The organism is Micromonospora mangrovicola (genome assembly GCF_047200535.1).
Classification (GTDB): domain Bacteria; phylum Actinomycetota; class Actinomycetes; order Mycobacteriales; family Micromonosporaceae; genus Micromonospora.
In genome coordinates this window covers 74,462-97,563 of sequence record NZ_JBJZOG010000010.1, presented here as the reverse complement: position 1 = coordinate 97,563, position 23,102 = coordinate 74,462, and the positions used below count along the sequence as shown (strand labels likewise).

Genomic DNA, 23,102 nt, shown 5'->3' with positions numbered 1-23,102 from the left:
AGCGGGCCGGCCGGCCCTGGCTCGTGCCGTTGTCTGCGAGCAACGTGCGGCCCGTGACCCAGTCATCGACAGCGAACGCGGTGCGCGGACCGCAACGAGCCGGCGCGTCGGTCCGGATGCCCCGACACGACGTCCGGGAACGCCCCTTCATCGTCATCTGGGAGGCCACGCAGGCGTGCCCACTGGCCTGCCGGCACTGCCGTGCCTCGGCCCGCCCGCGGCGGGACGGCCGTGAACTCACCACCGACGAGGCGACCGCCCTCATGGCGCAGGTTGCGGCCTTCGGGCAGCCGGCACCGCTGTTCGTGATCACCGGCGGTGACCCGTTCCAGCGACCGGACCTGGCCGAACTCGTGCGCCGCGGCGCGGCGCTGGGCCTGCCGGTCTCCGTGTCGCCCTCCGGCACCCCGACGCTCACGCGAGCTGCCCTGGCCGGCCTTCGCGATGCCGGGGCCCGGGCCATCTCCCTGAGCGTGGACGCCGCCACCGCTGCCGCGCACGACGGCTTCCGCGGCGTGCCGGGGGTGTGGCAGCTCACCCACCGCGCCTGGCGCGACGCGCGCGATCTCGGGCTCAAGGTGCAGATCAACACCACGGTCACCCGCGACACCGTGCACGACCTGCCGCAGATAGCCGCGCAGGTGCACCAGCGGGGCGCACTGCTGTGGAGCGTCTTTTTCCTCGTACCCACGGGGCGGGGACGGGATGTGCGGGGCCTGGACGCGGCAGAGACCGAGGACGTGCTCAACGTGCTCTACGACCTCGGCGAAACCGTGCCGGTGAAGACCACCGAAGCACACCACTTCCGCCGGGTCTGTCTGCAACGCGACGCGCTCGCCGGGCGAGGTGAGGACCACCTGACCGCGCTCGGACTGGGGGCGATGTACCGGGACCTGCGCGCCCGGCTGGAGGAGCGGGGCCTCGTCGGGCGGCCCGGTCGGGTGCGGCGGGCACCGTTGCGGGTCAGCGCGGGCAACGGATTCGTCTTCGTCTCGCACCGCGGAGACGTCCACCCCAGCGGGTTCCTCCCCGTTCCGGCGGGCGATGTCCGGCAGCGCTCGCTGGTCGACATCTATCGCGACTCGCCGCTGTTCACCGGGCTGCGGGACCCGGGGCGGCTGCGGGGCCGCTGCGGTGCCTGCGAGTTCCGGTTCCTCTGCGGAGGGTCCCGCGCCCGGGCGTACGCGGTGACCGGTGACCTCTGGGCCGAGGACCCGTCGTGTGGCTACCAACCTGGCTCGGGCCCCCGCCCGGAGGCGCTCGCGGATACCTGAGCCGCCACGGTCCTCCGTCCCGTTCCGTCCGGGGCTTTCGTCGCTGCCCGAACCCGGTTTCCCCGGGTCAGGCTCAGCCATGATCTCGGTACGGCAAGCGGCCTTCGACATCTTCCGGTCACATCACCTGAGCACCGTGTTCGGCAATCCCGGCTCCACCGAGCTACCAATGATCGCCGGGCTGCCGTCTGACTTCCGCTACATCCTCGGCCTGCAGGAGGGGGTGGTGGTCGGGATGGCCGACGGGTACGCCCAGGCCACCGGTCGTCCCGCGCTGGTCAACCTGCACAGCGCGCCGGGGGTGGCGACCGCGATGGGTGCGCTGGTGAACGCGGCCGCCGCCCGTACGCCGTTGGTGCTGACCGCCGGGCAGCAGGTCCGGGCCCTGCTCACCGGGCCCGCGCTGCTGACCAATGCGGAGCCGACCGTGCTGCCCCGGCCCCTGGTGAAGTGGAGCGTGGAGCCCTCCCGGCCGCAGGACCTTCCCGCTGCCCTGGCACGGGCCGCGCATCTGGCCGCCCTGCCACCGCGCGGACCGGTGCTGGTCTCGCTGCCGATGGACGACTGGACGGCCGAGGTCCACGAGGAGCAGGTACGGGTCCTCGCCGAGCGGCGGGTGACCGTCGGTGCCGGGCTGGACGTCGACCTCGTGCGGCAGCTCGCCGCCCGGCTGGCCGCGGCCCGTTCGCCGGTGCTGCTGGTCGGCGCGGGCCTGGACAGTCCGGCGGGCTGGGCTGCGGCGGTCCGGCTGGCGGAGCGGTGCGGGCTTCCGGTGCACTGGGCGCCGGTGGAGCCGCGGTGCGGCTTCCCCACCACGCACCCGGCGTTCCAGGGAGTCCTGCCGGCCACCGAGGCGGGAGTGGGCAAGGCGCTGCGCGGGCACGACCTCGTCCTGGTGGCAGGGGCGGCCGCCTTCCGCTACTACCCGTACGTCCCGGGACGGCTGTTGGGACCCGACGCGGAACTGGTGCTGCTCACGGACGATCCGGACGAGGCGTCTCGGGCGAGCCTCGGGCAGGCGGTGCTGACGGATCCAGTGGCCGTGCTGGCGAAGCTGGCCGAGGAGGTCGGCGTCCCCCGGGCCGCGCCCTGCGTGCCGGGCTCCCGCCCGCAGCCGGTCGACGACGCGGACGGCCGGCTGAGTGCCGCCGGCGTCTACGCGACCATCGCCCGCGTGCTGCCACGCGACGGTGTGGTGGTCTGCGAGTCGGTGTCGAACATGCGCGACTGCCAGGACCAGATCCGTCTGGACCGCCCGGGCGGCTTCTACAGCCCGGCCGGGGCCAGCCTCGGCTTCGGGTTGCCGGCCGCGATCGGTGTGCAACTGGCGGAGCCGGGTCGCCCGGTGACGGCGGTCATCGGTGACGGGGCCCTCCAGTATTCCGTGCCGGCCCTCTGGACCGCCGTCCGATACGACGTGCCGGTGACCGTCGTCGTGTTACGCAACGACCGCTACGCCGTCCTGGAGGACTTCCGGGACCTTCTCGGGCTGGTCGAGGTGCCCGGCCTGCGGGTGCCCGGGATCGACACCGTCGCCCTGGCGCGGGCGTACGGAGCGATCGCGACGCGGGCGGAGAGCGGCCGGGATCTGGAGACCGCGCTACGTGACGCCCAGGGCCGGAACGGCCCGACCCTGATCGAGGTGCCGATCGGCGGCACCGCGGGGAAACACTGGTGAGAAGGGAATTCCTGTGACGCAGCCGAGTGATCCCCGGCCGAAGACCGACCAGCGCGGTGACGCCGCGGGCGGCTCTCGCCGCCGGCCGCGGTCCGACGAGCCGGTCGTGTACTCGTGTTCGGGCTGTTCGAGCGCAGCCCAACTGGCCAACGCCCTCGCCGTGCGGCTCGACCGGGCCGGCCTGGCGGAGATGTCGTGCATCGCCGGCCTCGGTGGCGACGTGGCGCCGCTGCTGCGGCTGGCCCACTCCGGGCGTCCCCTCCTGGCACTGGACGGTTGCCCCCTGGTCTGTGTGGCGGCGACCCTCCGCCGGCACGGTCTCAGTCCTGACGGGCACGTCGTGCTCAGCGACCACGGGGTACGCAAGCGCCGGCACGTCGGCCCCGACGACGCGGACCTGCGACGGTTGTGGGCGCTGGTCACCGAAGCGGCCCGCGCCTGCGGGCCGTCGAAACGCGACCGGCCGGGACTTGGGTCCCGATCCCCGACGGGACCTGCAGCCCTGCCGGACGCCTGATCGCGCCGGGCAGAGTAAGCCCATGATCACACTCCTCCTCGTCGTCACCGGCGTGGTGCTCCTTGCCGCCGGACCGGTGATGATCGTCCAAGGCGTACTCGGCCGGCGCAGCGTCGGCCAGGAGCTGACCCGCCAGCGAATCGCCTTTCCGGCCACCGACCTGCCGGCGCAGCTCGACAGGTACGCCCGGAGCCCGGTGCGCACCGGGGTCCAGGCCCGCGCCTACTCGGAACTCATCGCCGGCCACGTCGTCAAGGCCACCGGAGGCCGGACGTACGCGGAGATCGCCGCGGAGTGCATGGGCGCGGGCCGGGAAGATCAGCGGCTGGACCGGCTGCGGCAGACCGCCTTCATGGGGGAGGCCCTGCGCGGGGCGCTGCTCGGGGCCTACCAGGCGTGGCAGCTGACCAGCCTCGTCACGGCCCTGGGCGGACTGGTTCTCCTGATCGGGGTGGTCTTCCTCGCCCTGGCCGCTCATCTTCGGTGATCCTCGGTCCCGGCCGGGCCCGAGGACGGTCAGGCGGACGCCGACGGTGGGAACAGCGGAGTGGTCAGGTCACGCGGCGGGGTAGACCGGTCGATACCACCGAGCACCCCGTGGGTGTCCCGGTGCTCGGCGGAGAGCCGGCCGACCAGCGGGAACGCCCGGCCTCCGCAGTGGTTGCACACCGACGCCACCTCCCCGGTGCCCGACCGGCCCTCACCATGCCGGCGGGAACGGAGCGGAACAGGGCCCAAGGTCCCGGTGGGCCGGTCCGGCTGGCCCTGACCGATCCGTTCCGGCGCCGGCAGACTTCCTCAGGCCGGGACCGGGTGCCGGGACAGTCGGACCTGCCACACGTCCGGGCCGTCCTGCAGCCACTCGGCGACCATGCGGCCCTGGTAGCGAGCCTCGATCTCGGTGAGCAGCGGTCGGGGCGCGTGCGGGGCGACCAGCACCAGCGCCCCGCCCGCCGGCATCGCGTCCAGCGCCGCCAGCACCGCGGCGTGTCGACGGTCGTGCGGCAGCAGCCGGACGTCCAACCGGGGGTTGATGCTCAGCACCGGTGCTGGCGCGTCGGTTGTGCGGTCGCCGCCGCATCCGCAGGTTCCACCGCAACCACCCGCCGACGCCGAGGAGCCCAACAGGTCGTGCATGCCGTCGAGCAGCGTCGCCAGCGACACGTCCGCGGCGTCCACCAGCAGCGGAACGATCAGCTCGTTCTCCTTGGCGAGGTGGACGGCGAGGACGTCGGCGAGGGCCCGGGCCGTGGTGGCCAGCCGTACCGGCTCGGTGGTGGCGTCGAGCTCTGCCACCAGGTCGCGGATGGCGGTGTGTTCGGCCCGCATGCCGCGGATCAGCAACGCGGCTTCGGCGCGGTCCGCCGCGATCGGGTACAGGGCGGTCTCCTCCGCGTCGGCGTGCGGCAACAACTCGTCGCGCAGCCAGCCGAGCAGGTCGATGCGGGCGTTGTCGGCCGAGACGGCGTCGCCGTCCACCGCCGCCGCCACGATCCTTCCGACATGCCGGTCGAGCGCGGCGGCGAGCTGGGCGTGGTGGCGGACCACGGACCGTGCGGCGGTCTGGTCGGCGGCGGTGCGCGAGTGGGACATGAGGACTCCCCAAAGTTTTCACGACGAACGACGTTGTAACGTTAACTACCGTGGAAACCACGAGAACAGGGCCGGTCGGCGAAATGATCGACACGCAGCGGCACCGGGCGCTGGGCACCGCGAGCCGGGTCTCCATCCTGGACATCGTCAAGGCCGCCGACGGCGGCGTGACCATCGCCGAGGTGGGGGAGCGGACCGGATTGCACCCGTCCACCGCTCGCGCCCACCTCGATCGGCTGGTCAACGCCGGACTGCTCGTGAAGGCCCGAGCCAGCGGCGGGCAGCCCGGCAGGCCCGCCTGGCGCTACCGCGTCGCTGCCACGGAGGCGCCGGCACCCGCGCCGTACCGGGCCCTGGCCGCCGCCCTGCTCGACCACCTGTCCCGCCGGACCGGAAGCGACGTACGCATCGAGGCGACCCGAGCCGGGCAGGACTGGGGCCGGCGGCTCGCCGCGGCCACGCCACCGGGTCAGGACCCGACCGGCGTCCTCCTCGAGGTGCTGCGCGGCCTCGGCTTCAGTCCCCGCGTGCACTGCACCGGCGACGGCCGCACGGAGATCCACCTGCACACCTGCCCCTTCCTGGAGCTGGTGAACCGCAACCCCGACGCGATCTGCAACCTGCACGTCGGAGTCGTCCGGGGGGCCCTCGAGCAGGCTGGAGCGCCGCCCGCCGGTGCCGTCGTCGAGCCGTTCGGCGCCCCGGACGCCTGCGTCATCCGCCTGGCCGTGCCCGAGGTCGGCACCCCGGGACGACGCCGCCCGCCCGTCGACGCGCAACCGCGATGACCGCCCGTTCGCGCTGGCGCCTCCCCATCCTCATCACCGGCGGGTTCGCCCTGCTGACCGGCCTGTACGCCGCGCTGCTCCTGCTCGACCTGCCGCTGCCCGCCCCGCCGGCACCGCTGGAACAGGTACACGGCCCGCTGATGGTGCTCGGGTTCGTCGGCACCCTCGTGGCCCTGGAGCGGGCGGTGGCGCTACGGGCCCGGTGGGCGCTGCTCGCGCCGGCCTGCTCCGGCGCCGGCGCCGTGACCCTGGTACTGACCGGACCCACCCTGGCCGGGCGACTACTGCTCATGCTCGCCGCGGTGCTGCTCCTGCTCGTCTACCACCAACTGTGGCGTCGGCAACCCGGTCCATCGCTGCTGGCCCAGGGACTCGGCGCGTTCGCCTGGTACGCCGCCACCGTGCTGTGGCTCGCCGGTGCCACCGTGCCGCAGTTCGTCCCCTGGCTGGCCACCTTCGTCGTGGCCACCATCGCCGGGGAACGCCTGGAGTTGGCCCACCTCGCTCTGCCCCGCCACGGCCAGGCATGGTTCGTCGCTGCCGTCGGCGCACTCACCGCCGGGGTCACCGCGAGCGCGCTCTGGACCGGCGCGGGGACACAACTGTTCGGCGTGGGCCTGCTCGCCGTCGTCGGGTGGCTGCTGGCGCACGACGTCGCCCGCCGCACCGTAAGCGGCGGCGGTCTGCCCCGCTACGTCGCGGTCGGGCTGCTGGCCGGGTACGCCTGGCTCGGGTTGGCCGGCCTGCTGTGGGCGGGCGCCGGCCCGACCACCGGCGGACCCCGATACGACGCCACCCTGCACGCCGTCTTCCTCGGCTTCACCATGTCGATGATCTTCGTGCACGCACCGGTCATCCTGCCCGCGGTGCTGCGCCGGCCGCTGCCCTACCGCTCCTGGCTGTACGCGCCGCTGGCCCTCCTGCACGTCAGCCTGCTGGCACGGGTCGTGATCGGTGACGGCCTGAAGGTCAGCTACGTCTGGCGCGCCGCCGGGACGGTCAACGTGCTGGCCGTCCTCGCCTTCCTGGCGTGCGTGCTGATCGCCTCGCTGACCGCCGGCCACACCGCGGCCCGCACCACCGGGCCCACCCCGCCGGTCGTGGCGGTGCCGTGATGGATGTCCTCCGGCCGGGCTCGGCCCCGCTCACGCCGGTCACCGCCGGCCAGGCTCCACCGTCCTCCACCGCCGCGGATCCCCGTGCCGGGGCCACCGGCCGGTCGGCGTGGCACCGGAAGGCCGGACTACTGCCGCTGGCCTACCTGGTGGGGCTCGTGGCGCTGGGATTCGCCCACCCGTTCCTGCCCTCCTGGCGTTGGCTGGCGATCCATCTGCTCCTGCTCGGGGCCGTGACCAACGCGATCGTCATCTGGTCGGCACACTTCAGCGCTGCGGTGCTGCGTACGCCGCCGCCGACCCGCCGCCGGGCGGAGGCCGTACGGCTGGCCCTGCTGAACGTGGGCGTGGCGGCCGTCCTGACCGCCGGCGCGGGCGACCTGCCACGGCTCGGGGTGCCGGGCGCCTTCCTGTTGCTCAGCGCCCTGGTCTGGCACCTGACCTCGCTCGCCGGCCAGTTGCGCCGGGCACTGCCCTCCCGCTTCCGGGTGACCGTCCACTACTATCTGGCCGCTGGCCTGACGCTGCTCACCGGCGTCCCGGTGGGTGCCGGGATGCTGGTGGATGGTGGCAGCCACCAGGCCCGGCTGCTCCTCTTCCACGCCCACGTCAACCTGCTGGGCTGGATCACCCTCACGGTCCTCGGAACGCTGCTGACCCTCTGGCCGACCATGCTGCGCACCCGCCTGGCCGACTCCGCGGTACGGGACACGGTCCGGGCACTGCCGCTGGCCGTCACCGGACTGGTGCTCCTCGGACTCGGCCTGCTCACCTGGTGGCGGATGATCACCGCGGCGGGGCTGGCGCTGTTCCTGCTCGGCGTGCTGGTGGCAGTACGTCCGGCACTGGCCGCGGCCCGTGCCCGCCCGCCCTACGCCTTCGCGAGCTGGTCGCTCGCGGCAGCGACCGGCTGGCTCCTGGTCGCCCTGGTGCTCGACGCCGCCACGCTGCTGCCGGCCGACGAACCTGGGACGGCGGCGGACCGATTCGGCGTCGTGCTGGTGCCGCTGCTGGTCGGCTTCGTTGGTCAGGTCCTCGTGGGGTCGCTGAGCCACCTGCTACCGGTGGTGCTCGGCGGAGGACCCGACGCCGCTCGCCGCCGCGCAGCCCTGCTGGACCGGCACGGGCCGCAGCGGGTCGCCATGACCAACGCCGCGCTCGCGGTCTTCGCGCTGCCCAGCCCGCCCTACGTCCGCATCACCACATCCCTGCTCATCCTTGTCGCGCTGGCGCAGTTCCTCGTGCCGGCCGCCCGGGTCCTGCTCACCACCCGGAGGTGACCCGTGTCCGCGTCCCCCGCACCTGCCCGATCCCTCGGCGGCGCCGCTGCCGGCATCGCCCTCGTCCTGGTCGCCGTGCTGGTCGGAGTGGCCGCACAACGCGTCGCCGGTCCCGCCGACCGCCGACCGGCCGCAGCTGATCCTGTCGTGCCGAGCGGACACACCACGACAGTGCAAGTGGTCGCCGAGAACATGCGGTTCCACCCGGCCCGGATCGAGGTGCCACCCGGCGACCACCTCGTCGTGACCCTGACCAACCGGGACCGTCGCCGCCACGACCTGGTGCTGAACAATGGAACCCGCACCGGGCTCCTCGGCCACGGCGAGTCGGCCCGCCTCGACGCCGGGGTAGTTGGCGGGATCATCGAGGGCTGGTGCTCACTGCCGGGACATCGGCAGGCAGGAATGACCATGCAGGTCGTGCCGGCCGGCGCGGTCGCGTCCCCGGCCAGCACCGCTCCCGTCGCGCCCCACCGGCCAGTGGACGCGATGGCGGACCCCGGCCCAGCCTTCACGGCCCGGGACGCCACCGCGCCGCCCGTTCCGCCAGGCCGACTGCACCGGCGCGAACTGCATGTGCGGGAGGTGGTCCGGGAGGTGGCACCGGGGGTGCGCCAGCGGCTCTGGACATTCGACGGCACCGTACCCGGCCCGGTCCTGAGAGGACGGATCGGAGACACCTTCGAGATCACTCTGATCAACGACGGCACCCTCGACCACGGCATCGACTTCCACGCCGGAGCCGTCGCTCCTGACGAGGTGATGCACCCGATCGACCCCGGGCAACGGCTCACCTACCGCTTCACCGCCACCCGCGCCGGCATCTGGATGTACCACTGCTCGACCATGCCGATGCTGCACCACATCGGCAACGGCATGTACGGCGCGGTGATCATCGATCCGCCCGACCTGCCCGCGGTGCAGCGGGAGTACGTCCTGGTGCAGTCGGAGCTCTACCTGGGGCCGGACGGGCAACCCGGTGACCTGGCGAAGATGCAGGCGGAACGCCCCGACGCGGTGGTGTTCAACGGCTACGTCGCCCAGTATGCCCACCGCCCGCTGCCCGCCCGTCCCGGCGAGCGGGTGCGGGTCTGGCTGCTCGACGCCGGACCCAACCGGGGCAGCTCCTTTCACGTGGTGGGCACGCAGTTCGACACCATCTACCGGGAGGGCCGCTGGGAAAGCAGGCCCGACGACCCCGGCGCCGCGCAGGTGCTTCAGCTCAGCCCTGCTGCGGGCGGGTTCGCCGAGATGACCTTCCCAGAACCTGGCGACTACCCGTTCCTCAGCCACGTCATGGTCGACGCCGAGCGCGGCGCCCGCGGCGCGTTCCGGGTGCGGTCGTAGCCGGAACCGCCGGCCGCCCCGGGTCGGCCACCGGCACCGCCCAGCCGACGACGGGCGCTACTCCTCCAGCAACGGGCTCACTTCGCGCCCATGACGATGCCCGGGTTGAGACACAGGCCAGGACTGCTGCCGGTCCGCTCGGCGATCTCCAGGCAGCGGGTGACCTTGTCAACCTCGGCGTTCTTCCTGGTGACCGCCTGCTGCTTCTCAGCGTTGATCAGATCCTGGTCAAGGTTGCGGCTCTGGGCCAGCTTGTCCTGGAACACCTTGATGTTGGCCTCGGTCTTTTCGTCGTGATTGACCCGGATGATCGTGACCGACAGGATCTCGATGTCGTCGCCGAGGCGCCCCTGAGCAGAGGCCTTCACCTTGTCGGCAAAGGGCTTCAGGTCGACGTTGAGGTTTCCGGTCTTCGCATCGATGTTGGCCAGCGGGTTGTAGTTGGCGAAGGCGTCGTTGACCGCCCCGTCGAGCTGAACCCCGACCCGCTGCCCGCGGAAGGCCTCGAAGTCGCCCTTGTAGTCCATGAACTGACGGGGGGCGTTCTCCGGGCGGACCTGCCACTCGATCAGCAGCTCGACGCCCGCGTTGGCGAGCGTCCCGGTTCGCACGGTGACGGCCTTGTCCACGCCGATGTGGTCGTACTTCTGCCGGCTGGCGTCCCACTCGCCGATCTTCTGCCACGGGGCGACCCAGTTCAGCCCGCTGCCGGTGATTTCGCCCGTGGGTTTGTTGAACGAGGTCACGATACCGACGTTGCGAACGGGTACGGAGTTCGCCGCAGCGCCGATGGTGAGGACGACGCCGAGCAGGGCCGCCCCCACCGCGCCACCGAGGGTCGGGCCTTTCGCGCCGCGGGGTGGAATGAGGCTGTACAGCGCTGCGCCTACGGCGATGGCGAAGAGTATGAGTGCGCAGATGAACAGCGCTGGCATGACACGTCTCCTTCGATGACGTCCGGCGATATCCCGAGTCGATCTTGCTGCCGCTGGAGTGTAGCCAGGCTGAGCAAGCGGAGTGAGGCGTCGGAAGCCGGGCGGTGCCGACGGGTGACGTGCCGGCGCGGTCACCCGCTCAGCGCACCTGCTTCCCGGGCAGGGTCCGCGCGTACGTGACGCCCTGATCGACCCACCGAGCCAGGTCGGCGTTCGTCGTGCAGGCTGAAGGATCAACCGTGATCCATCCGCGCATCTGCCGGCCGCGCATCGTGGTCGCCTGCGCGCCGGGCTCGGTCTGCAGCCGTTCGGACTCCGCCGGGTCGACGCGGACCATGAGACCGCCCGCGCCACGGATCACCACCGCCATGTTGCCGTTCACCATCAACGCCAAGCCGCCGAACATGCGCCTCTCGGCGAGCCGGGATTCGCCCCCGACCAGTTCCCGCACCCTGTCCGCGAGTTCCTCGTCATACGCCATACCCACATCGTGGCACCGGACTTTTGCCGGACGCGTCGTCGAATGCGCAGGCCGCTGCCGCCTCGTCCGGCTGACCGGCCCTGCGTTTGCGGAAACCTCGTCCACGCGGGTCAGCAGCAGAGTCGGTCATCGCCCCGGGACTGGCGTTCTCCACGTCGCCTCCACACGGTCTCCACGGCAGCGGCACCCCGCGGCGCGATGGTGGTGGCGTCGGCACCGATGAAGGAGGACGAGATGAGAACAACGACCCGCCGGACGGTGATCCTGGTAGCGGCCGGCGCGCTGGGCCTCGGTGGGGTGGCGGTCGCCGTGCCAGCGTTGGCCGGCACGGGCCCCTTCGACCGGCCGGCAGCCTCTGCCACGCCGGGCCCAGGCTGGGGCGGTGGCATGGGCTACGGCGCCCGCGACGGCGCCGTCGGCCCGATGGGCTCGGGCGCGGTGGCCCGGGGCGGTAGTTGCGCCGGGCAGTCGGTCACCGTGCAGCAGGGCACGCTCACCGACGTGCAGAAGAGCGCCCTGGCCGCAATGGCCCAGGAGGAAAAGCTGGCACACGACCTGTACGCGGCCTACGGCGCCAGGTACGACCTGGTGGTCTTCGACCACATCGCCAACTCCGAGGCTCAGCACCTGACCACGGTGCGGACCCTGCTGCAGCGCTACGGCGTGGCCGACCCGACCGCCGGCACGGCCGACGGGAGGTTCAGCGACCCGGCGGTGCAGGCCACGTACGACAAGCTGCTCGCTGAGGGCAACGCCAGCCGGACGGCCGCCCTCGCGGTCGGCAGGAAGGTCGAGCAGACCGACATCGCCGACCTGAAGGCCGCGCTGACCGACCTGTCCGCCCCGGATGTCACGCAGGTCTACACCAACCTGCTGGCCGCCTCCGAGCGACACCTGGCCGCGTTCACCCGCTGGACCTGACCCCAACCCCACGACCGCGGTGCCGCCGTCCGCCGGTGTCGGGGCCTTCCCGACACACCGGCGGACGGCGCCGGCGCTCATCGCCGGGTCAACCGACGGCGGACGGTTGCCGGGCCGGCAGGCGGATGGTGACGGTGAGCCCGCCGCCCGGAGGTGAGTCCAGCGCGACCGCGCCGCCGTGCGCGGTGATCAGCTCGCGGACGACGGCCAGGCCGATGCCGCTGCCGGCGATGTGCCGGGCGTCCCGGCCGCGCCAGAGCCGTTCGAAAGCGTGGGGCAGTTCCTCGGCCGGGATACCGGGGCCGGTGTCCGCCACGACGAGCAGCGCGTCGCCGTTCCCGACGCGTGCCCGCAGGTCGACCCGGTCGCCGGGGCGGCAGTAGCGAGCGGCGTTGGCCAGCAGGTTCGTGATGGCCTGGTGCAGCCGGTCCGGGTCGGCCCGGACCGGGACCGGCCGGTCGAGATCGGTCGTGACGGTCAGGCCGGCGGCGGCCAGCCGCGGGTGCTGGGCGGCGAGCGCGGCGCGGGCCACGGCGGCGAGATCGGTGTCGACGGGGTGGAGGGACAGCACTGCGGCTTCGGCGGCGGACAGGTCGGCGAGGTCCTCGACGACCCGGCCGAGGCGCAGGGTCTGGTCGTGCAGGGCGGCCAGCCGTTGCGGGTCGGCCGGGCGCAGCCCATCCCGCAGTTCCTCCAGGCCGGCCTGCAGGGCAGCCAGCGGGGTGCGCAGTTCGTGGGCCACGTCGGCGGCCAACTGCCGGCGGACCCGCTCGGCGCGTACCACCTCCTCGGCCATGGTGTCGAAGGCGCGCGTCACCTCGCCCAACTCGCCCGGCGCGGACACCGCCGCCCGGGCGGTGCGGTCGCCCGCCGCGAAGCGGCGGGTGGCGGCGGCCAGCGTGACCAGCGGCCGGGCCAGCCGGCCGGCCACGTACGCGCTGACCAACAGCGCCGCGAGGAGCGCGGCCAGCGCGGCACCGCCGATCCAGGACCAGGCCACGCCGCGGCCGCTGGCCGCCGCAGCGGTGAAGGTCAGCCGCACGGTGCCGACCCGCTGCCCGGCGGCGGTGACCGATGCCTCCACGACCGTGCCTGTGCCGGGGTGCATGCCGGCCATGGGGCCCATGCCACGGCCGGGCCACACCATGCCGCCGTCGGGTTCCAGCACCACCAGGCGGGCGCCCGCGCCGTCGGCCAACGCCGCGGCCGGCGCCAGCTCCGCGCCGGTCCAGCTCCCGGCGTGGGCGTACGCGGCGCCGGCCGCCGCCGCCACCCGCTGCGCGACCTGCTGCCGCTCGGCCTGCTGGGCGCTGACCAGCCCGCGGTTGGTGGCCACCAGCGCGGCGATGCTGAGCACAGCCACCGAGGAGAGCGCCACCAGCACGAACGCGGCCAGCAGCCGCCGGCCCAGCGGGCCGGCCAGGGGCCGTCCCCGGCTGCTCGGCTGCGACGGCTCAGCGGTCACGGGTCCAGCCCAGCCGGTAACCGACGCCCAGGACGGTCTCCACGACGCCGGCGACGTCCGGGCCGAGCTTGCGGCGGAGATTCTTGACGTGTGAGTCGATGGTGCGCTCGTACCCGGGAAACTCGTACCCGCGGACCCGATTGATCAGCTCGTAGCGGGAGTACACCCTGCCCGGGGCGGCGGCCAGCGCGGTCAGCAATCCCCACTCGGTGGGGGTCAGGTCCAGCCGACTGCCATCCAGCAACGCCTCGTGGCGCTGCTCGTCCAGCCGCAGCCGGCCACCGCCGAAGCCAACCGGTCCGGCGGAACTGGCAGCGCCGCGGGTACGGTGCAGCACGGCCTCCACCCGCAACACCAACTCGGTCGGGCTGAACGGTTTGGTGACGTAGTCATCGGCACCCCGACGCAATCCGTCGATGCGCTCCTCGACCGTGCTGCGCGCGGTCAGCACCACCACCGGCACCTGCGGACCGTCGTGGGCGGCGGCCAGCACCTCCAGGCCGTCCACGTCCGGCAGGCCCAGATCCAGCACGACGAGGTCGACCCCGCCGGCGGCCAGGCGGCTCAGCGCTTCCGCACCCGATCCGGTGGTGTGCACCGCGTGCCCGGCCCGTTCAAGGTAGCGGCGGACCACCTCCCGCAACTCCCGATCGTCCTCGACGACCAGTACCATTTCCGACACACCCTCACGCTCCCGCCGCCGGCACGGCTGGGCCAGGGGCGAACGGCCCGCGACGCGCGGTCGGCAGATCTCGCCACGGATGAGGTGTCAGCCGCGACCGAGGCCACACCCCGCTGCCGAGAGCATGGTCGGGCCGAGTCGTCCTTGACCCCACACCCGCTTCGGCGGGGCAGCCTCCGCCCGGCCGGTAGAGCAGGCGCAGATGCTCGCGGTCGCCGAGCAGCGCGATGCGCCGGTGCAGCACCGGGTTGGTGTGCGACTGGCTGGCATGCGCGGCGATCGCCCGCAGTTGGCGGACCCTGGACACCACCAGGCGCTCGCCGAGTTGCGCAGCCGGGCGGCCGAGGAACGCGGTGCCGAATTCGGCATTCAGTCGATCCGCGACGGTTTCCGGCACGACCCAGGCCAGCAGCGCCCGCCGCGTGGAGCGGGCTGCCGCCAGCGCTGCGGCCGTGGCCGCCTGGTGGTCGGGGTGACCGGTGATGCCGCCTTCGTCGAAAACGAGCAGGTGGCTGGGGTTCATCTCGTCGATCAGCCGGATCACCTGGCCGGCCAGCTCCGCCACCGCGGTCTGGTCGAGCCGGCCGTCCGCGTAGTCCAGCAGCCGGACCGGGGAAACTCCGAGGATGCCGGCGGCCGCCCGAAGCTCCGTCGCGCGAATCGTGGCAAGGTCACCCGGAGCCGCGTGCAGCGTCGAGGCTTCGCCGTGGGTGAAGCACAGCACGCCAACCGGCACACCCTGCTCGGTGAACCAGTCGATCACGGCACCCAAGCCGAACGATTCGTCGTCCGGGTGCGCTATCACCGCCAGCACAGCGCTCACGTCGCGGATCAGAGACGGACCAGGCCCGACGCCATCGCACTGTCCGGTTCTCGTTGACGTCGCCATACTCCAATCATACCCCCCGGGGTATGCGAGGATGGTCTTCCTGGCCCCGTTTCAAAGTGCACAGCGGGTGCCGGACCGGTTCCGGGCCCGCGTCACGCAGTGCCGCCACGCCCTCTCACTTCCGGTTTGCCCGGGGCGGCTACGGGTACAGCACTCTCGGTCGCGTCAGCGAACGGCGGCTGAACAAGGATCCGAGGACTGCCGGCCGCCGATCGGATGTGGGCACTGCGTGCACTTGGATTGCCGCCGAGCCAAGTGAATCGACGCTCCCGGATGTCACAGATGCGAGAACCATTCAGGTGCTAGCGTTTGGGCCGGCGGCGCTGGTGACCTGAGTCTCACGGATGCGCCCCGACGGCGCCTTCCCACCCGCCGGTGACAAGTGGCGAGGTCCGGCGGGGGTGGTCAAGTCTGTCCGGCTACCCGGCACGACGTCTACCGCAAGGAGGAATCGTGCAGGATCGCTCTGGCAACGTGGGCCATATCCGATGGCGTCGCTTCGCGGCCGCTTTGTTGCCGGCTGTGGCCGTTGCAGCCATGATTGTTTTCGGGCTGTCCCATGGCGCGATCGCGGCTTCATTCTTTGTTTCCGGCCAGACCTTCAAGGTTTCTGCTTCCGAGTTGCGTGGTGAGGGCTTTGTCCAGTACGGCGGTGTTGCTCAGGAAGTCGACGGCACGAAGCATCCTGTTGCCGTCACCGGCATCCGCGAAGCGGAGATCCTCGACCTCTGTCAGTCGGCGAAGGTGCCGAATGCTCCTATCGTGCTCACCATCACGGCCGGCGGTGACGGCCGGCCCGCCAAAGCAAAGAACCTGTTGATCGACGTGGAGTCACTCGAGGGAGACGTCACGTTCAGAAACATCAACATCGGACAGGACGCATCGACGCTCAAGGGTGGCCCCGATGGCGCCAAGGGCGCGCCGAAGGCGTTCGGCCAGCAGGCCGAGGCGGTGACTATCACGAATCTTCGCCAGGTAGCCCGCTCCACCCAGGCCGGGGTGTTCAATCTGACCGGGCTGAAACTGAAGGTCAACGTCGGCGCGGCCGCCAGGGAATGCTTTTGAGCTGACACCAATCCACGGCGGGATACGCTTCCGCGCCCCCCATCTCCGACCGACGCATCGCCGGGTAGGAGGCGCATATGGCAACGGCCGAACGTGAGAAAGCCCCGCCGAACCGGTTCCGGAAGGTGTGGCTCGGTTTCCGGAGGTGGCGACGAGCGAGGCCGTTCGCGGGCGGATTGGTCACCGCGCTGGCCGGCCTGGAGTTCGCCGGCACCACGCAGATGTCGTTCGCTGCGCTCTCCCTTCAGATGGGGCCGACGGGCCTCCTGTCCTGGCTGGTCCCCGCCATCCTGCTGACCTGCGGGGCGCTCATGTGGTTCAGCCCCCAGCAGCGGATCTTCTACGCCGTCGTCGCTGCAGTCACCGCGCTCTTCGCCCTGATCGCGGTGAACCTGGGCGGCTTCTTCCTCGGGTCCGCGCTCGGCGCAGTCGGCAGCGCCCTCGCATTCGCCTGGGTGCCGGGTCCGCGCCGGCCCAGCCAGCCGCGCAGCGAGTCGGCGGTTGACGGGCCCGGAGGGCGGCGCGACAGCGCCGGTGGCCAGCCGGCGTGGGACGGCCCGGCCGACGCTCAGCCGGTGCATGGCGAGTCGACGGTCGAGGCGAGCGCTGAGCCGCCGGCTCCAGATGGGGACCGCGGAACGAGGAGCGGTAGCCGCGAGTCCCGGAACGGGCGCTGATGGCGGGCGGAGGTGGTACTGGGACGCGGTGCCTGGCCCGGCGCGTATCCGCCAGGCGCGACGGCAACCGGGGAGGAGTCGGAATTCTTCGGCGGGCCATCCGAGCGAAGGCGTTGCCCTCGGGACTCGGGCGGCCTGATCCAGGGCACCTGACGGTGCTGCTCGGGCTGCTGGGCGTGTGCGCCGCAGCGGCGTTGGCGGCGGACCCGGCACAAGCTTGCGCGCCGGCCCGCCCGGCGCTGGTTCGGACAGATGCGCCCCAGCCGACGGATCCCGCCGTCGGCTGCACCACCCCTGAACCGGCGCCGAGTCGCACCGACCCCGTCGAGATGAGACAGCCGCTGCCGCGTATCGCCGTCGGGCCGGGCCAGCCCGCAGTCGCGGTGACCCCGTCGAATCTGGTCGGCTCTGCGGTGACCATGACCGGGCTGCGCGTTGAGGGCATCGTCGACCTCCCAACCGGCGACGGCACCATGAAGGCGATCAAGTTCGCCATGGACCAAGCGGTCATCGAGGACTTTTTACTCCGAGCGCCGGCACCGGCCGGTCGGACCATGCTCCTGACGACCCAGCGGGCGACCCTGCGGGGGAAGGTTGGCTTCTACATCACCCGCTTCACCGGGCGCCTGCTCGGAACCGAGCTGACGCTGACTCCGGACCGGCAGGACTTCGTTCCGATCGCGCCTCCCAACCCGGTCACCTTCACCGACCTCACCGTCGACCTGGCCTTCGTCTCCAGCGACAGCATGACCGCCTGGCCGAAGCTGGGGGTCCGCCTCGAGTGACAGCGAGGACCCGCGAGAGACCACGTCAAGGCGAGCACCGCCAGCTCCGTCGCCTGGAAGAACCGGCTGACCTGCCACGGCATGTGATCGTCCCGGCCGCCGTAGCCTCTTGTTGAGCGCCTTCGGGCGAGGGAGGGTACGGGGACCGGATGCCTTCCCCGCAAGGCACCCCAAGGCTCGGAGTGTTAGGAGGCGAGGGGTCTCAGATCAACGTCGCTGCCCGGCCGATGCGCGGCGGACTGACCGCCGCTATCGCGCTGGCCCGTACCGGCCACGAGTGACCGTGGCGGAGAAGGTGCCCGAGTTCACGCCCGTCGGCGCCGGGATCAGCATGGCGTCTGACGCTGTGAAGACACGTGCTGCGCTCGGCATCGACTTGACGGAACACGGGTGGGCGTTGAGGTCAACGGCGGTCACTTCCGGGACAGGGCAGCCGGTATGGTGACGCAGGTCAAGCGAGGCAGCCGCCGTGCAGCTCCCGGTTGTGCCTACGCTTCCTGTCAGTCCTCATGGGTCCGCTCCGGATGCACGCCGTCGACCGTCTGGTGCGCAAGGCCCAGCGGGTCGGCCATGACATTCAACTCCGCTGAGAGGACATCGGCGAGCCCGGCTCCCGGCGAGGGCCCGGAGCGTTGAGTAAGGACTCAAGTCAGCGGCGCGGTGTCGCAACGCTTGATCAAGCTCTCGCTACGGTGGCCCATCGGCAATGGCGCAATCCAGTCTCCCTGGCCTCGGCCCCCTGGTCCCGACACTTTGGCGAAATCGGGTCTCCGGCGAGGAATGCGCCGGCGTCCCGCATGCCGCCGGCGAGGTTGCCGGCCTGGCGGCCCCCGCCGGCGAGCGGTGCCCCGACGACAACGCCCGCCGGAGCGGCCAACAGTCAGGTGACCGGCTGCCACCGCCCCGGGTTGCCCGACGGCACGGATCCGCTCGTCGTACAGCTCTCGGAAGAATCCACCCTGTCACATGCGGTCTCCAGGGCTCTCAGTTGATGTCCCCGCCCCCGGTTCAGGCCCGGCTGCCCTCAGTCATGGGGTGACCGGCGCGGGCCCACGCCGCCGTGCCACCGGTAACCGACCGGGCGTCGATCCCGGCGCGTTCGAGAATTTCGGCGCCGACCTGGCTGCGGTTGCCGCTGGCGCAGATGACATACACCGTGCGGCGGTGGGGCAGGTCCCTGATGCTGGTGGGCAGGTGGCCCAGTGGGATGCACGAGGCGCCGGCGACGTGTCCCCTGACGTACTCGGCAGGTTCCCGTACGTCGATCACCGTCGCCCCGTCGGCGTGGGCGGCGGCGAAGGTCGCGATGTCGACCTCTCGCATGGCTCTGCTCCTTTGACTAGATACCCCCGGGGGTATGCCGTTAGCCGACCATAGCGCGCCGGCTCGCGCCGCTGCCAGTCGCGCCGAGGGCCTTCGCGGGGAGGGGAGCTGATGCCCCTCCTTCACGGGGCGTCGAGGGCGCGGGTGGGCATCCGCTGACCGAGGCTGATCTTCGTGACGAACCTGGAGCGGTCGGGCACTCCAGTGGCCGGGCGCCGGTCCGGATCGTCGGCCCACGCGTTCGGCAGGTACGCCTCCGCCGGTCGTTCAGCGTGGCACGCAGGTCATCGAGGGCCCGTCGGGCCACGCGGATCGATTCTGCAGACCGTGCCGAGGGCGCCTGCGCCGACATGCCGTTGCGGCGCCCGTGATGTTGGCTGGTTTGCAGCTCTAGCGAGATCCTTGATTGAGGAGGCTGTCGATCAGTGCTCCTGCGGCCCAGCCGGCCCATTCCTCGCGGGTCCAGCCGCGATCGCGGGTGAGGAGCAGGTAGGTCTCCGGCGCGAGGGTGGCCAAGGCGATGTCGGCCGCGCGGATGGCGTTGAGTTCGGGTCGAAGTCCGTCCTTGGCGGCGAGCGCTCCGGTGAAGACGGCGAGGACGGTGTGGCGCTGAGCGAGGTTGGTCCGCCACAGTTCGGCGATGTCGGGGTCGGTCGCGGCGGCTGACCGTACCACCTCGAGCACCGGCGCGACGCGGGTGTGGATCTCGCCGGTCGCCGCGACCAGGCGCCGCAGCATGTCGGCGGGGGGTGCCGCCAAGGCCTGCACGACCCAGGGGCGGTCGAGGGTGGCGATCGGTGCGGTGTCGCCGGCGACTTCGATGTCGAGCAGTTCCTTGAGGATCGACCGTTTGGTCTCGAACGTGAAGTAGACCGTCTGCACGGCCACTCCGGCTCGAGTGGCGATGGCTTGCATGGTGGTCGCGGTGTAGCCGCGCGCGGTGAACAGCTCGCGGGCGGCGGCGAGCATGCGTGCGCGGGTCTGGGCGGCCTTGGCTGCGCGTACGCCGGATCCTGCCGTCACATGACCTCCCCTCTTGACTAGAGCCACACTCTAGCGCAATTCTCATTAGAGTGTTGCTCTAGTGAAAGTGGGGGTGAGGGCGGGATGGGTGAACGCGCGACCACCGGTCGCACGGCAGCTTTGTTGCTGATCACCGCGGTGGAGCTGGTGATCTTTCTGGACACGACCGTCGTCAACATCGCGTTGCCGAGCATCGGCGCTGACCTGCGCCTGGATGAGGCCGGCCTGGCCTGGGTCACGAACGCGTATCTGTTGGCGTTCGGTGGATGCATGCTGGTCGGCGGCCGCGCGGCCGACCTGCTCGGGCCGCGGCGTGTCTTCGGGTTCGGTCTGGCGCTGTTCACCGTCGCGTCGGCGATGGCCGGCCTGGCGGGCGCCGCGTGGCTGGTCGTCGCGGCCCGTGCGGTGCAGGGCATCGGTGCCGCCGTGACCGTGCCCGCCCAACTGGCGCTGCTGACCCGGACGTTCACCGAGCCGGCTGCCCGCCGCCGGGCGTTCGCGGTCTGGGGCGCGATGGGTGCGGCCGGCGCGGCGATCGGCACCGCAGCCGGGGGGCTGCTGACCCAGGGCCTGGGGTGGCGGTCGATATTCCTGATCAACCTGCCCGTCGGTGCGGCAGCACTGTCGCTGGCCGGCCGGCTGCTGCCGGCCGACCCGCCGCGCCGGTCCGGTGCGGCTGGACGTCTCGACCTGCCGGGCGCCGTCCTCGGCACGACCGGCCTTCTGCTGCTCGGGTATGCGATCGGCGCGCTCGCCGATCGAGGAACGCGGGCTCTGGCCACCATCCTGCTCGCGGTCGCGCTGGTGCTGCTCGCCGGCCTCGTCGCCACCGAGGCCCGGGCCGCACAACCGCTCATTCCGTTGCGGCTGCTCCGGGTCCGCCAGGTCATCGGCTCCACGATCGTCAACGCGCTGGTGGGTGCGGCCCACGTACCGGCGTTCGCGCTGCTCGCCCTCTACCTGCAGAACACCCAGCACTACAGCCCCCTCCGATCGGGCCTGGCGCTCCTGCCGGTCGCGGTGGCGGCACTGGTCACCTCCCGAGCCGCCATCCCCGCCGCCAGCAAGCGATTCGGCGCGCGCGCGTTGCTCGCGGCCGGTCTCGCTCTGCAGGCCGTCGCGCTGGCCTGGTTCACCGCGCTGCCCTCCACCGTCGACTACGTCACCGACGTACTGCCCGCCGCGCTGGTTCTCGGTGTCGGTCTGCCCGCCGCGTTCGTCGGAGTCACCGCGCCCGCCGTCACCTCGGTCGCCCAGCCGGACGCCGGCGTGACCGCGGGCATCGTCAACACGGCCCAACGCATCGGATCGGGCATCGGTATCAGCGCGATCCTCGTGTTGGCCGCCACGGTGACCGGCACGGCCGGCTATCTGTCGGGGCTGCGCGCCGGCTTCGCCGCGGCCGCCGGCCTGGCGTTGCTCGGCTGCGCACTCACGCTCATCCTGTTGCGCTCGCGCTCGCGCTCGCGCTCGCGCTCGCGCCCGATCCCGGCGCCGGCCACGCTCGTCTCCGCAGAAGGGTCAGACCGATGAACTTCCGCAAACCCACATTCGCCACCGTGATCGCGACCGCCGGGGCGATCCTGTTCCTGGGCGGTACGGTCCTGCACCCGGCCCGCGACGGCCACGGGATCGCTCACGCGGGCGACACGTACGGCGTCACCCACGCGATCCAGGCGATCGGCCTGGCTCTGCAGGCGCTCGCCCTCGCCAACATGGCATCAGGTCGCCTGGTTGCGCGTAACACGGCGCTGGCCGGCACCTTCGCCTGGCTCGCACTGATCGTCTATGACGGCTCCCACAACCCGGTCAGCGCCCGCTACACGCCAGAGCTCGTCCACAAAGCCGCCGACCTCGACCCGGGCGGGATGCTGCTGGTGTTGCCCGCGCTGGTGCTGTTCCCGATCGGATACGGCGTGCTCGCTGCCGCGCTCGTCCGCGGCGGGGCCTGGTGGTGCGGGCTGCTGCTCGGCGTCGGCGCCCTGACCTACTGGGCCGGCGGCCTGTTCATCTTCGCCGCCGGCCCGCGCTCGCCGTTCATCCAGATCCTCGAAGTGATCGGCGCCGCGCTGTACTCGCTCGGCTTCAGCCTGCTCGGCCGTGTCAGGTTCACCGACCCGGGCATCGGGCAGGCGGCATGACACCCACCGTCATCATCGGAGCCGGCTCGGCCGGGCTGGCTGCCGGAGCCGCCCTACGACGGCGCCGGATCACCCCGATCCTCCTGGAACAGGGCGATGCTGTGGCAACCGCCTGGCGGCACCGCCACCACAGTCTGCGGCTGAACACCATCCGCTGGCTGTCCGACCTTCCGGGCCTGCGCATCCCGCGGCGTTCGGGCCGGTGGGTGAGCCGGGACGACTACATCGCCTACCTCGAACACTTCACGCACCATCAGCGGCTCGACGTCCGCCTCGGTGTCCAGGCCCGCAGGATCGACCGTGCAGCGGCGGGCTGGGAGGTCACCACGAACGCCGGCCCGTACCAGGCCGACCACGTCATCGTCGCCACCGGCCACGACCGCGTCCCCAAGGTGCCCGACTGGCCCGGACGAGCAGGCTTCCAACGGCCGGTCCGGCACGTCGCCACCCTGCGGCGGGCCGCCGACGTCGCCGGGGCCCGGGTGCTGCTCGTCGGCGCGGGCAACTCGGGTGTCGAGATCGCCGGCCACCTCGTCGACGCCGGGGTCGGGCACCTGTGGGTCTCGGTGCGCAACCCGCCCAACATCCTGCCGCGTGAGTGCTTCGGCGTGCCCCTGCACCCGCTCACCCGCGCACTCCGCTTCCTGCCCGAACGGGTCCGTGACCGCCTGGCTCGATCCATCGCCCGTCACGCGTTCGGCGACCTGAGCCCCTACGGGCTGCCCACCCCGGAACAGGGCCCGTTCGAGCGCATGCGCGCCACCGGCGTCACGGTCGCGGTCGACCAGGGCTTCGTCGCCCATCTCACCGCCCGCCGGCTGCACGTCGTCGCCGCCGTTGACCACCTGGACGGCCCCGACGTCGTGCTGCGGGACGGCAGCCGGCTCCAGCCCGACGTGGTCCTCACCGCCACCGGCTACGACCCCGGCCTCACGCACCTCGTCGGGCACCTCGACGTCCTCGACCGCACCGGGCGGCCCGGCACCGGCCAACACCGATCCCCGAGCGGGCTGTGGTTCATCGGCTACCACCCGGCGATCGAAGGCAGCCTCCGGCAGCATCCCATCGAGGCCCGGCGGATCGCCCGCGCCATCAGCCGGACACCCATGAGACGAAGGTGAGA

The 23,102-nt window shown here is 72.2% G+C and carries 24 protein-coding genes; 15 read left to right on the top strand and 9 right to left on the bottom strand.

Features of this window, described 5'->3' with window-relative positions; translation table 11 throughout:
• The first annotated feature begins 116 nt into the window (after positions 1-116).
• The 4 genes from ACL02O_RS06915 to ACL02O_RS06900 all read left to right on the top strand — a co-directional run bounded on the left by ACL02O_RS06915 (position 117) and on the right by ACL02O_RS06900 (position 3,956).
• Positions 117-1,274, top strand: coding sequence for a TIGR04053 family radical SAM/SPASM domain-containing protein (locus ACL02O_RS06915; RefSeq protein ID WP_412817139.1), 1,158 nt, complete (start codon positions 117-119; stop codon positions 1,272-1,274).
• Positions 1,275-1,353: 79 nt separating this feature from the next.
• Entirely contained in the window at positions 1,354-2,952 is a 1,599-nt protein-coding gene (gene mdlC / locus ACL02O_RS06910; RefSeq protein WP_412817121.1) for a benzoylformate decarboxylase, read from the top strand.
• Positions 2,953-2,965: 13 nt separating this feature from the next.
• Entirely contained in the window at positions 2,966-3,469 is a 504-nt protein-coding gene (locus ACL02O_RS06905) for a putative zinc-binding protein (protein WP_412817120.1), read from the top strand.
• A 22-nt stretch (positions 3,470-3,491) separates the two neighbouring features.
• On the top strand, positions 3,492-3,956 hold the full coding sequence (locus tag ACL02O_RS06900) for a hypothetical protein (RefSeq protein ID WP_412817119.1): 465 nt from the start codon (positions 3,492-3,494) through the stop codon (positions 3,954-3,956).
• A gap of 29 nt (positions 3,957-3,985) precedes the next feature.
• On the opposite strand, the gene ACL02O_RS06895 is transcribed toward ACL02O_RS06900, so the two are convergent.
• Positions 3,986-4,138, bottom strand: coding sequence for a hypothetical protein (locus tag ACL02O_RS06895; protein ID WP_412817118.1), 153 nt, complete (start codon positions 4,136-4,138; stop codon positions 3,986-3,988).
• 129 nt (positions 4,139-4,267) lie between these two features.
• Positions 4,268-5,062, bottom strand: coding sequence for a DUF2249 domain-containing protein (locus ACL02O_RS06890; protein WP_412817117.1), 795 nt, complete (start codon positions 5,060-5,062; stop codon positions 4,268-4,270).
• A gap of 83 nt (positions 5,063-5,145) precedes the next feature.
• Between ACL02O_RS06890 and ACL02O_RS06885 the strand changes: the two genes are divergently transcribed.
• The 4 genes from ACL02O_RS06885 to ACL02O_RS06870 are packed head-to-tail and all read left to right on the top strand — an operon-like array spanning position 5,146 to position 9,592.
• Positions 5,146-5,850 carry a helix-turn-helix transcriptional regulator gene (locus ACL02O_RS06885; protein WP_412817116.1) on the top strand — a complete coding sequence of 235 codons (705 nt, stop codon included), beginning with the start codon at positions 5,146-5,148 and terminating at the stop codon, positions 5,848-5,850.
• Entirely contained in the window at positions 5,847-6,965 is a 1,119-nt protein-coding gene (locus ACL02O_RS06880; protein ID WP_412817115.1) for a hypothetical protein, read from the top strand. Before ACL02O_RS06885 ends, ACL02O_RS06880 begins: the two co-directional genes overlap by 4 nt.
• Complete coding sequence (locus tag ACL02O_RS06875) at positions 6,965-8,245, top strand: hypothetical protein (RefSeq protein WP_412817114.1); 1,281 nt, start codon at positions 6,965-6,967, stop codon at positions 8,243-8,245. The genes ACL02O_RS06880 and ACL02O_RS06875 overlap by 1 nt, the downstream gene beginning before the upstream one ends.
• 3 nt (positions 8,246-8,248) lie before the next feature.
• Positions 8,249-9,592, top strand: coding sequence for a multicopper oxidase domain-containing protein (locus ACL02O_RS06870; RefSeq protein ID WP_412817113.1), 1,344 nt, complete (start codon positions 8,249-8,251; stop codon positions 9,590-9,592).
• 77 nt (positions 9,593-9,669) lie between these two features.
• On the opposite strand, the gene ACL02O_RS06865 is transcribed toward ACL02O_RS06870, so the two are convergent.
• Together ACL02O_RS06865 and ACL02O_RS06860 are read right to left on the bottom strand one after the other, a co-directional pair.
• Complete coding sequence (locus tag ACL02O_RS06865) at positions 9,670-10,527, bottom strand: SPFH domain-containing protein (RefSeq protein ID WP_412817112.1); 858 nt, start codon at positions 10,525-10,527, stop codon at positions 9,670-9,672.
• Between the two features lie 139 nt (positions 10,528-10,666).
• Positions 10,667-11,008 (bottom strand): TfoX/Sxy family protein, encoded by a 342-nt coding sequence (locus tag ACL02O_RS06860; protein WP_412817111.1) that lies wholly within the window; start codon positions 11,006-11,008, stop codon positions 10,667-10,669.
• A 234-nt stretch (positions 11,009-11,242) separates the two neighbouring features.
• Here ACL02O_RS06860 and ACL02O_RS06855 point away from each other — a divergent pair, with 234 nt between their 5' ends.
• Positions 11,243-11,929, top strand: coding sequence for a DUF2202 domain-containing protein (locus ACL02O_RS06855; RefSeq protein WP_412817110.1), 687 nt, complete (start codon positions 11,243-11,245; stop codon positions 11,927-11,929).
• An 88-nt stretch (positions 11,930-12,017) separates the two neighbouring features.
• Here ACL02O_RS06855 and ACL02O_RS06850 read toward each other — a convergent pair whose 3' ends face one another.
• The 3 genes from ACL02O_RS06850 to ACL02O_RS06840 are packed head-to-tail and all read right to left on the bottom strand — an operon-like array spanning position 12,018 to position 14,899.
• On the bottom strand, positions 12,018-13,394 hold the full coding sequence (locus ACL02O_RS06850; protein ID WP_412817109.1) for a HAMP domain-containing sensor histidine kinase: 1,377 nt from the start codon (positions 13,392-13,394) through the stop codon (positions 12,018-12,020).
• Positions 13,384-14,067 (bottom strand): response regulator transcription factor, encoded by a 684-nt coding sequence (locus ACL02O_RS06845; protein WP_412817138.1) that lies wholly within the window; start codon positions 14,065-14,067, stop codon positions 13,384-13,386. Before ACL02O_RS06845 ends, ACL02O_RS06850 begins: the two co-directional genes overlap by 11 nt.
• 13 nt (positions 14,068-14,080) lie before the next feature.
• Positions 14,081-14,899, bottom strand: coding sequence for a PIG-L deacetylase family protein (locus ACL02O_RS06840; protein WP_412817108.1), 819 nt, complete (start codon positions 14,897-14,899; stop codon positions 14,081-14,083).
• Between the two features lie 519 nt (positions 14,900-15,418).
• On the opposite strand from ACL02O_RS06840, the gene ACL02O_RS06835 reads away from it, so the two are divergent.
• From ACL02O_RS06835 to ACL02O_RS06825, 3 genes are all read left to right on the top strand, one after another.
• Positions 15,419-16,030 (top strand): DUF6230 family protein, encoded by a 612-nt coding sequence (locus tag ACL02O_RS06835; protein WP_412817107.1) that lies wholly within the window; start codon positions 15,419-15,421, stop codon positions 16,028-16,030.
• Between the two features lie 77 nt (positions 16,031-16,107).
• Positions 16,108-16,707, top strand: a complete 600-nt coding sequence (locus ACL02O_RS06830) for a DUF6114 domain-containing protein (RefSeq protein ID WP_412817106.1) — start codon at positions 16,108-16,110, stop codon at positions 16,705-16,707.
• Between the two features lie 155 nt (positions 16,708-16,862).
• Complete coding sequence (locus tag ACL02O_RS06825) at positions 16,863-17,492, top strand: hypothetical protein (protein ID WP_412817105.1); 630 nt, start codon at positions 16,863-16,865, stop codon at positions 17,490-17,492.
• Between the two features lie 1,008 nt (positions 17,493-18,500).
• Here ACL02O_RS06825 and ACL02O_RS06820 read toward each other — a convergent pair.
• Together ACL02O_RS06820 and ACL02O_RS06815 are read right to left on the bottom strand one after the other, a co-directional pair.
• A complete protein-coding gene (locus tag ACL02O_RS06820) occupies positions 18,501-18,815 on the bottom strand; it encodes a rhodanese-like domain-containing protein (RefSeq protein WP_412817104.1) in 315 nt (104 codons plus the stop codon).
• A gap of 390 nt (positions 18,816-19,205) precedes the next feature.
• Complete coding sequence (locus ACL02O_RS06815) at positions 19,206-19,784, bottom strand: TetR/AcrR family transcriptional regulator (RefSeq protein ID WP_412817103.1); 579 nt, start codon at positions 19,782-19,784, stop codon at positions 19,206-19,208.
• A gap of 138 nt (positions 19,785-19,922) precedes the next feature.
• Here ACL02O_RS06815 and ACL02O_RS06810 point away from each other — a divergent pair, with 138 nt between their 5' ends.
• From ACL02O_RS06810 to ACL02O_RS06800, 3 genes are read left to right on the top strand one after another with little or no spacing between them, the layout of a single operon-like run.
• Positions 19,923-21,371 (top strand): MFS transporter, encoded by a 1,449-nt coding sequence (locus ACL02O_RS06810; protein ID WP_412817102.1) that lies wholly within the window; start codon positions 19,923-19,925, stop codon positions 21,369-21,371.
• Between the two features lie 26 nt (positions 21,372-21,397).
• The gene (locus ACL02O_RS06805) at positions 21,398-21,979 is read left to right on the top strand and encodes a hypothetical protein (RefSeq protein ID WP_412817101.1); all 582 of its coding nucleotides are present in this window, start codon (positions 21,398-21,400) and stop codon (positions 21,977-21,979) included.
• A complete protein-coding gene (locus ACL02O_RS06800; RefSeq protein WP_412817100.1) occupies positions 21,976-23,100 on the top strand; it encodes a flavin-containing monooxygenase in 1,125 nt (374 codons plus the stop codon). Before ACL02O_RS06805 ends, ACL02O_RS06800 begins: the two co-directional genes overlap by 4 nt.
• Positions 23,101-23,102 lie beyond the last annotated feature (2 nt).

Bases quoted from the DNA above. Each gene is read 5' to 3' on its own strand.
- ACL02O_RS06915 (WP_412817139.1), top strand. From the start codon at position 117: ATGCCCCGACACGACGTCCGGGAACGCCCCTTCATCGTCATCTGGGAG.
- mdlC (WP_412817121.1), top strand. From the start codon at position 1,354: ATGATCTCGGTACGGCAAGCGGCCTTCGACATCTTCCGGTCACATCAC.
- ACL02O_RS06900 (WP_412817119.1), top strand. From the start codon at position 3,492: ATGATCACACTCCTCCTCGTCGTCACCGGCGTGGTGCTCCTTGCCGCC.
- ACL02O_RS06890 (WP_412817117.1), bottom strand. From the start codon at position 5,062: ATGTCCCACTCGCGCACCGCCGCCGACCAGACCGCCGCACGGTCCGTG.
- ACL02O_RS06885 (WP_412817116.1), top strand. From the start codon at position 5,146: ATGATCGACACGCAGCGGCACCGGGCGCTGGGCACCGCGAGCCGGGTC.
- ACL02O_RS06880 (WP_412817115.1), top strand. From the start codon at position 5,847: ATGACCGCCCGTTCGCGCTGGCGCCTCCCCATCCTCATCACCGGCGGG.
- ACL02O_RS06875 (WP_412817114.1), top strand. From the start codon at position 6,965: ATGGATGTCCTCCGGCCGGGCTCGGCCCCGCTCACGCCGGTCACCGCC.
- ACL02O_RS06865 (WP_412817112.1), bottom strand. From the start codon at position 10,527: ATGCCAGCGCTGTTCATCTGCGCACTCATACTCTTCGCCATCGCCGTA.
- ACL02O_RS06860 (WP_412817111.1), bottom strand. From the start codon at position 11,008: ATGGCGTATGACGAGGAACTCGCGGACAGGGTGCGGGAACTGGTCGGG.
- ACL02O_RS06855 (WP_412817110.1), top strand. From the start codon at position 11,243: ATGAGAACAACGACCCGCCGGACGGTGATCCTGGTAGCGGCCGGCGCG.
- ACL02O_RS06845 (WP_412817138.1), bottom strand. From the start codon at position 14,067: ATGGTACTGGTCGTCGAGGACGATCGGGAGTTGCGGGAGGTGGTCCGC.
- ACL02O_RS06830 (WP_412817106.1), top strand. From the start codon at position 16,108: ATGGCAACGGCCGAACGTGAGAAAGCCCCGCCGAACCGGTTCCGGAAG.
- ACL02O_RS06820 (WP_412817104.1), bottom strand. From the start codon at position 18,815: ATGCGAGAGGTCGACATCGCGACCTTCGCCGCCGCCCACGCCGACGGG.
- ACL02O_RS06815 (WP_412817103.1), bottom strand. From the start codon at position 19,784: ATGCTCGCCGCCGCCCGCGAGCTGTTCACCGCGCGCGGCTACACCGCG.
- ACL02O_RS06810 (WP_412817102.1), top strand. From the start codon at position 19,923: ATGGGTGAACGCGCGACCACCGGTCGCACGGCAGCTTTGTTGCTGATC.
- ACL02O_RS06800 (WP_412817100.1), top strand. From the start codon at position 21,976: ATGACACCCACCGTCATCATCGGAGCCGGCTCGGCCGGGCTGGCTGCC.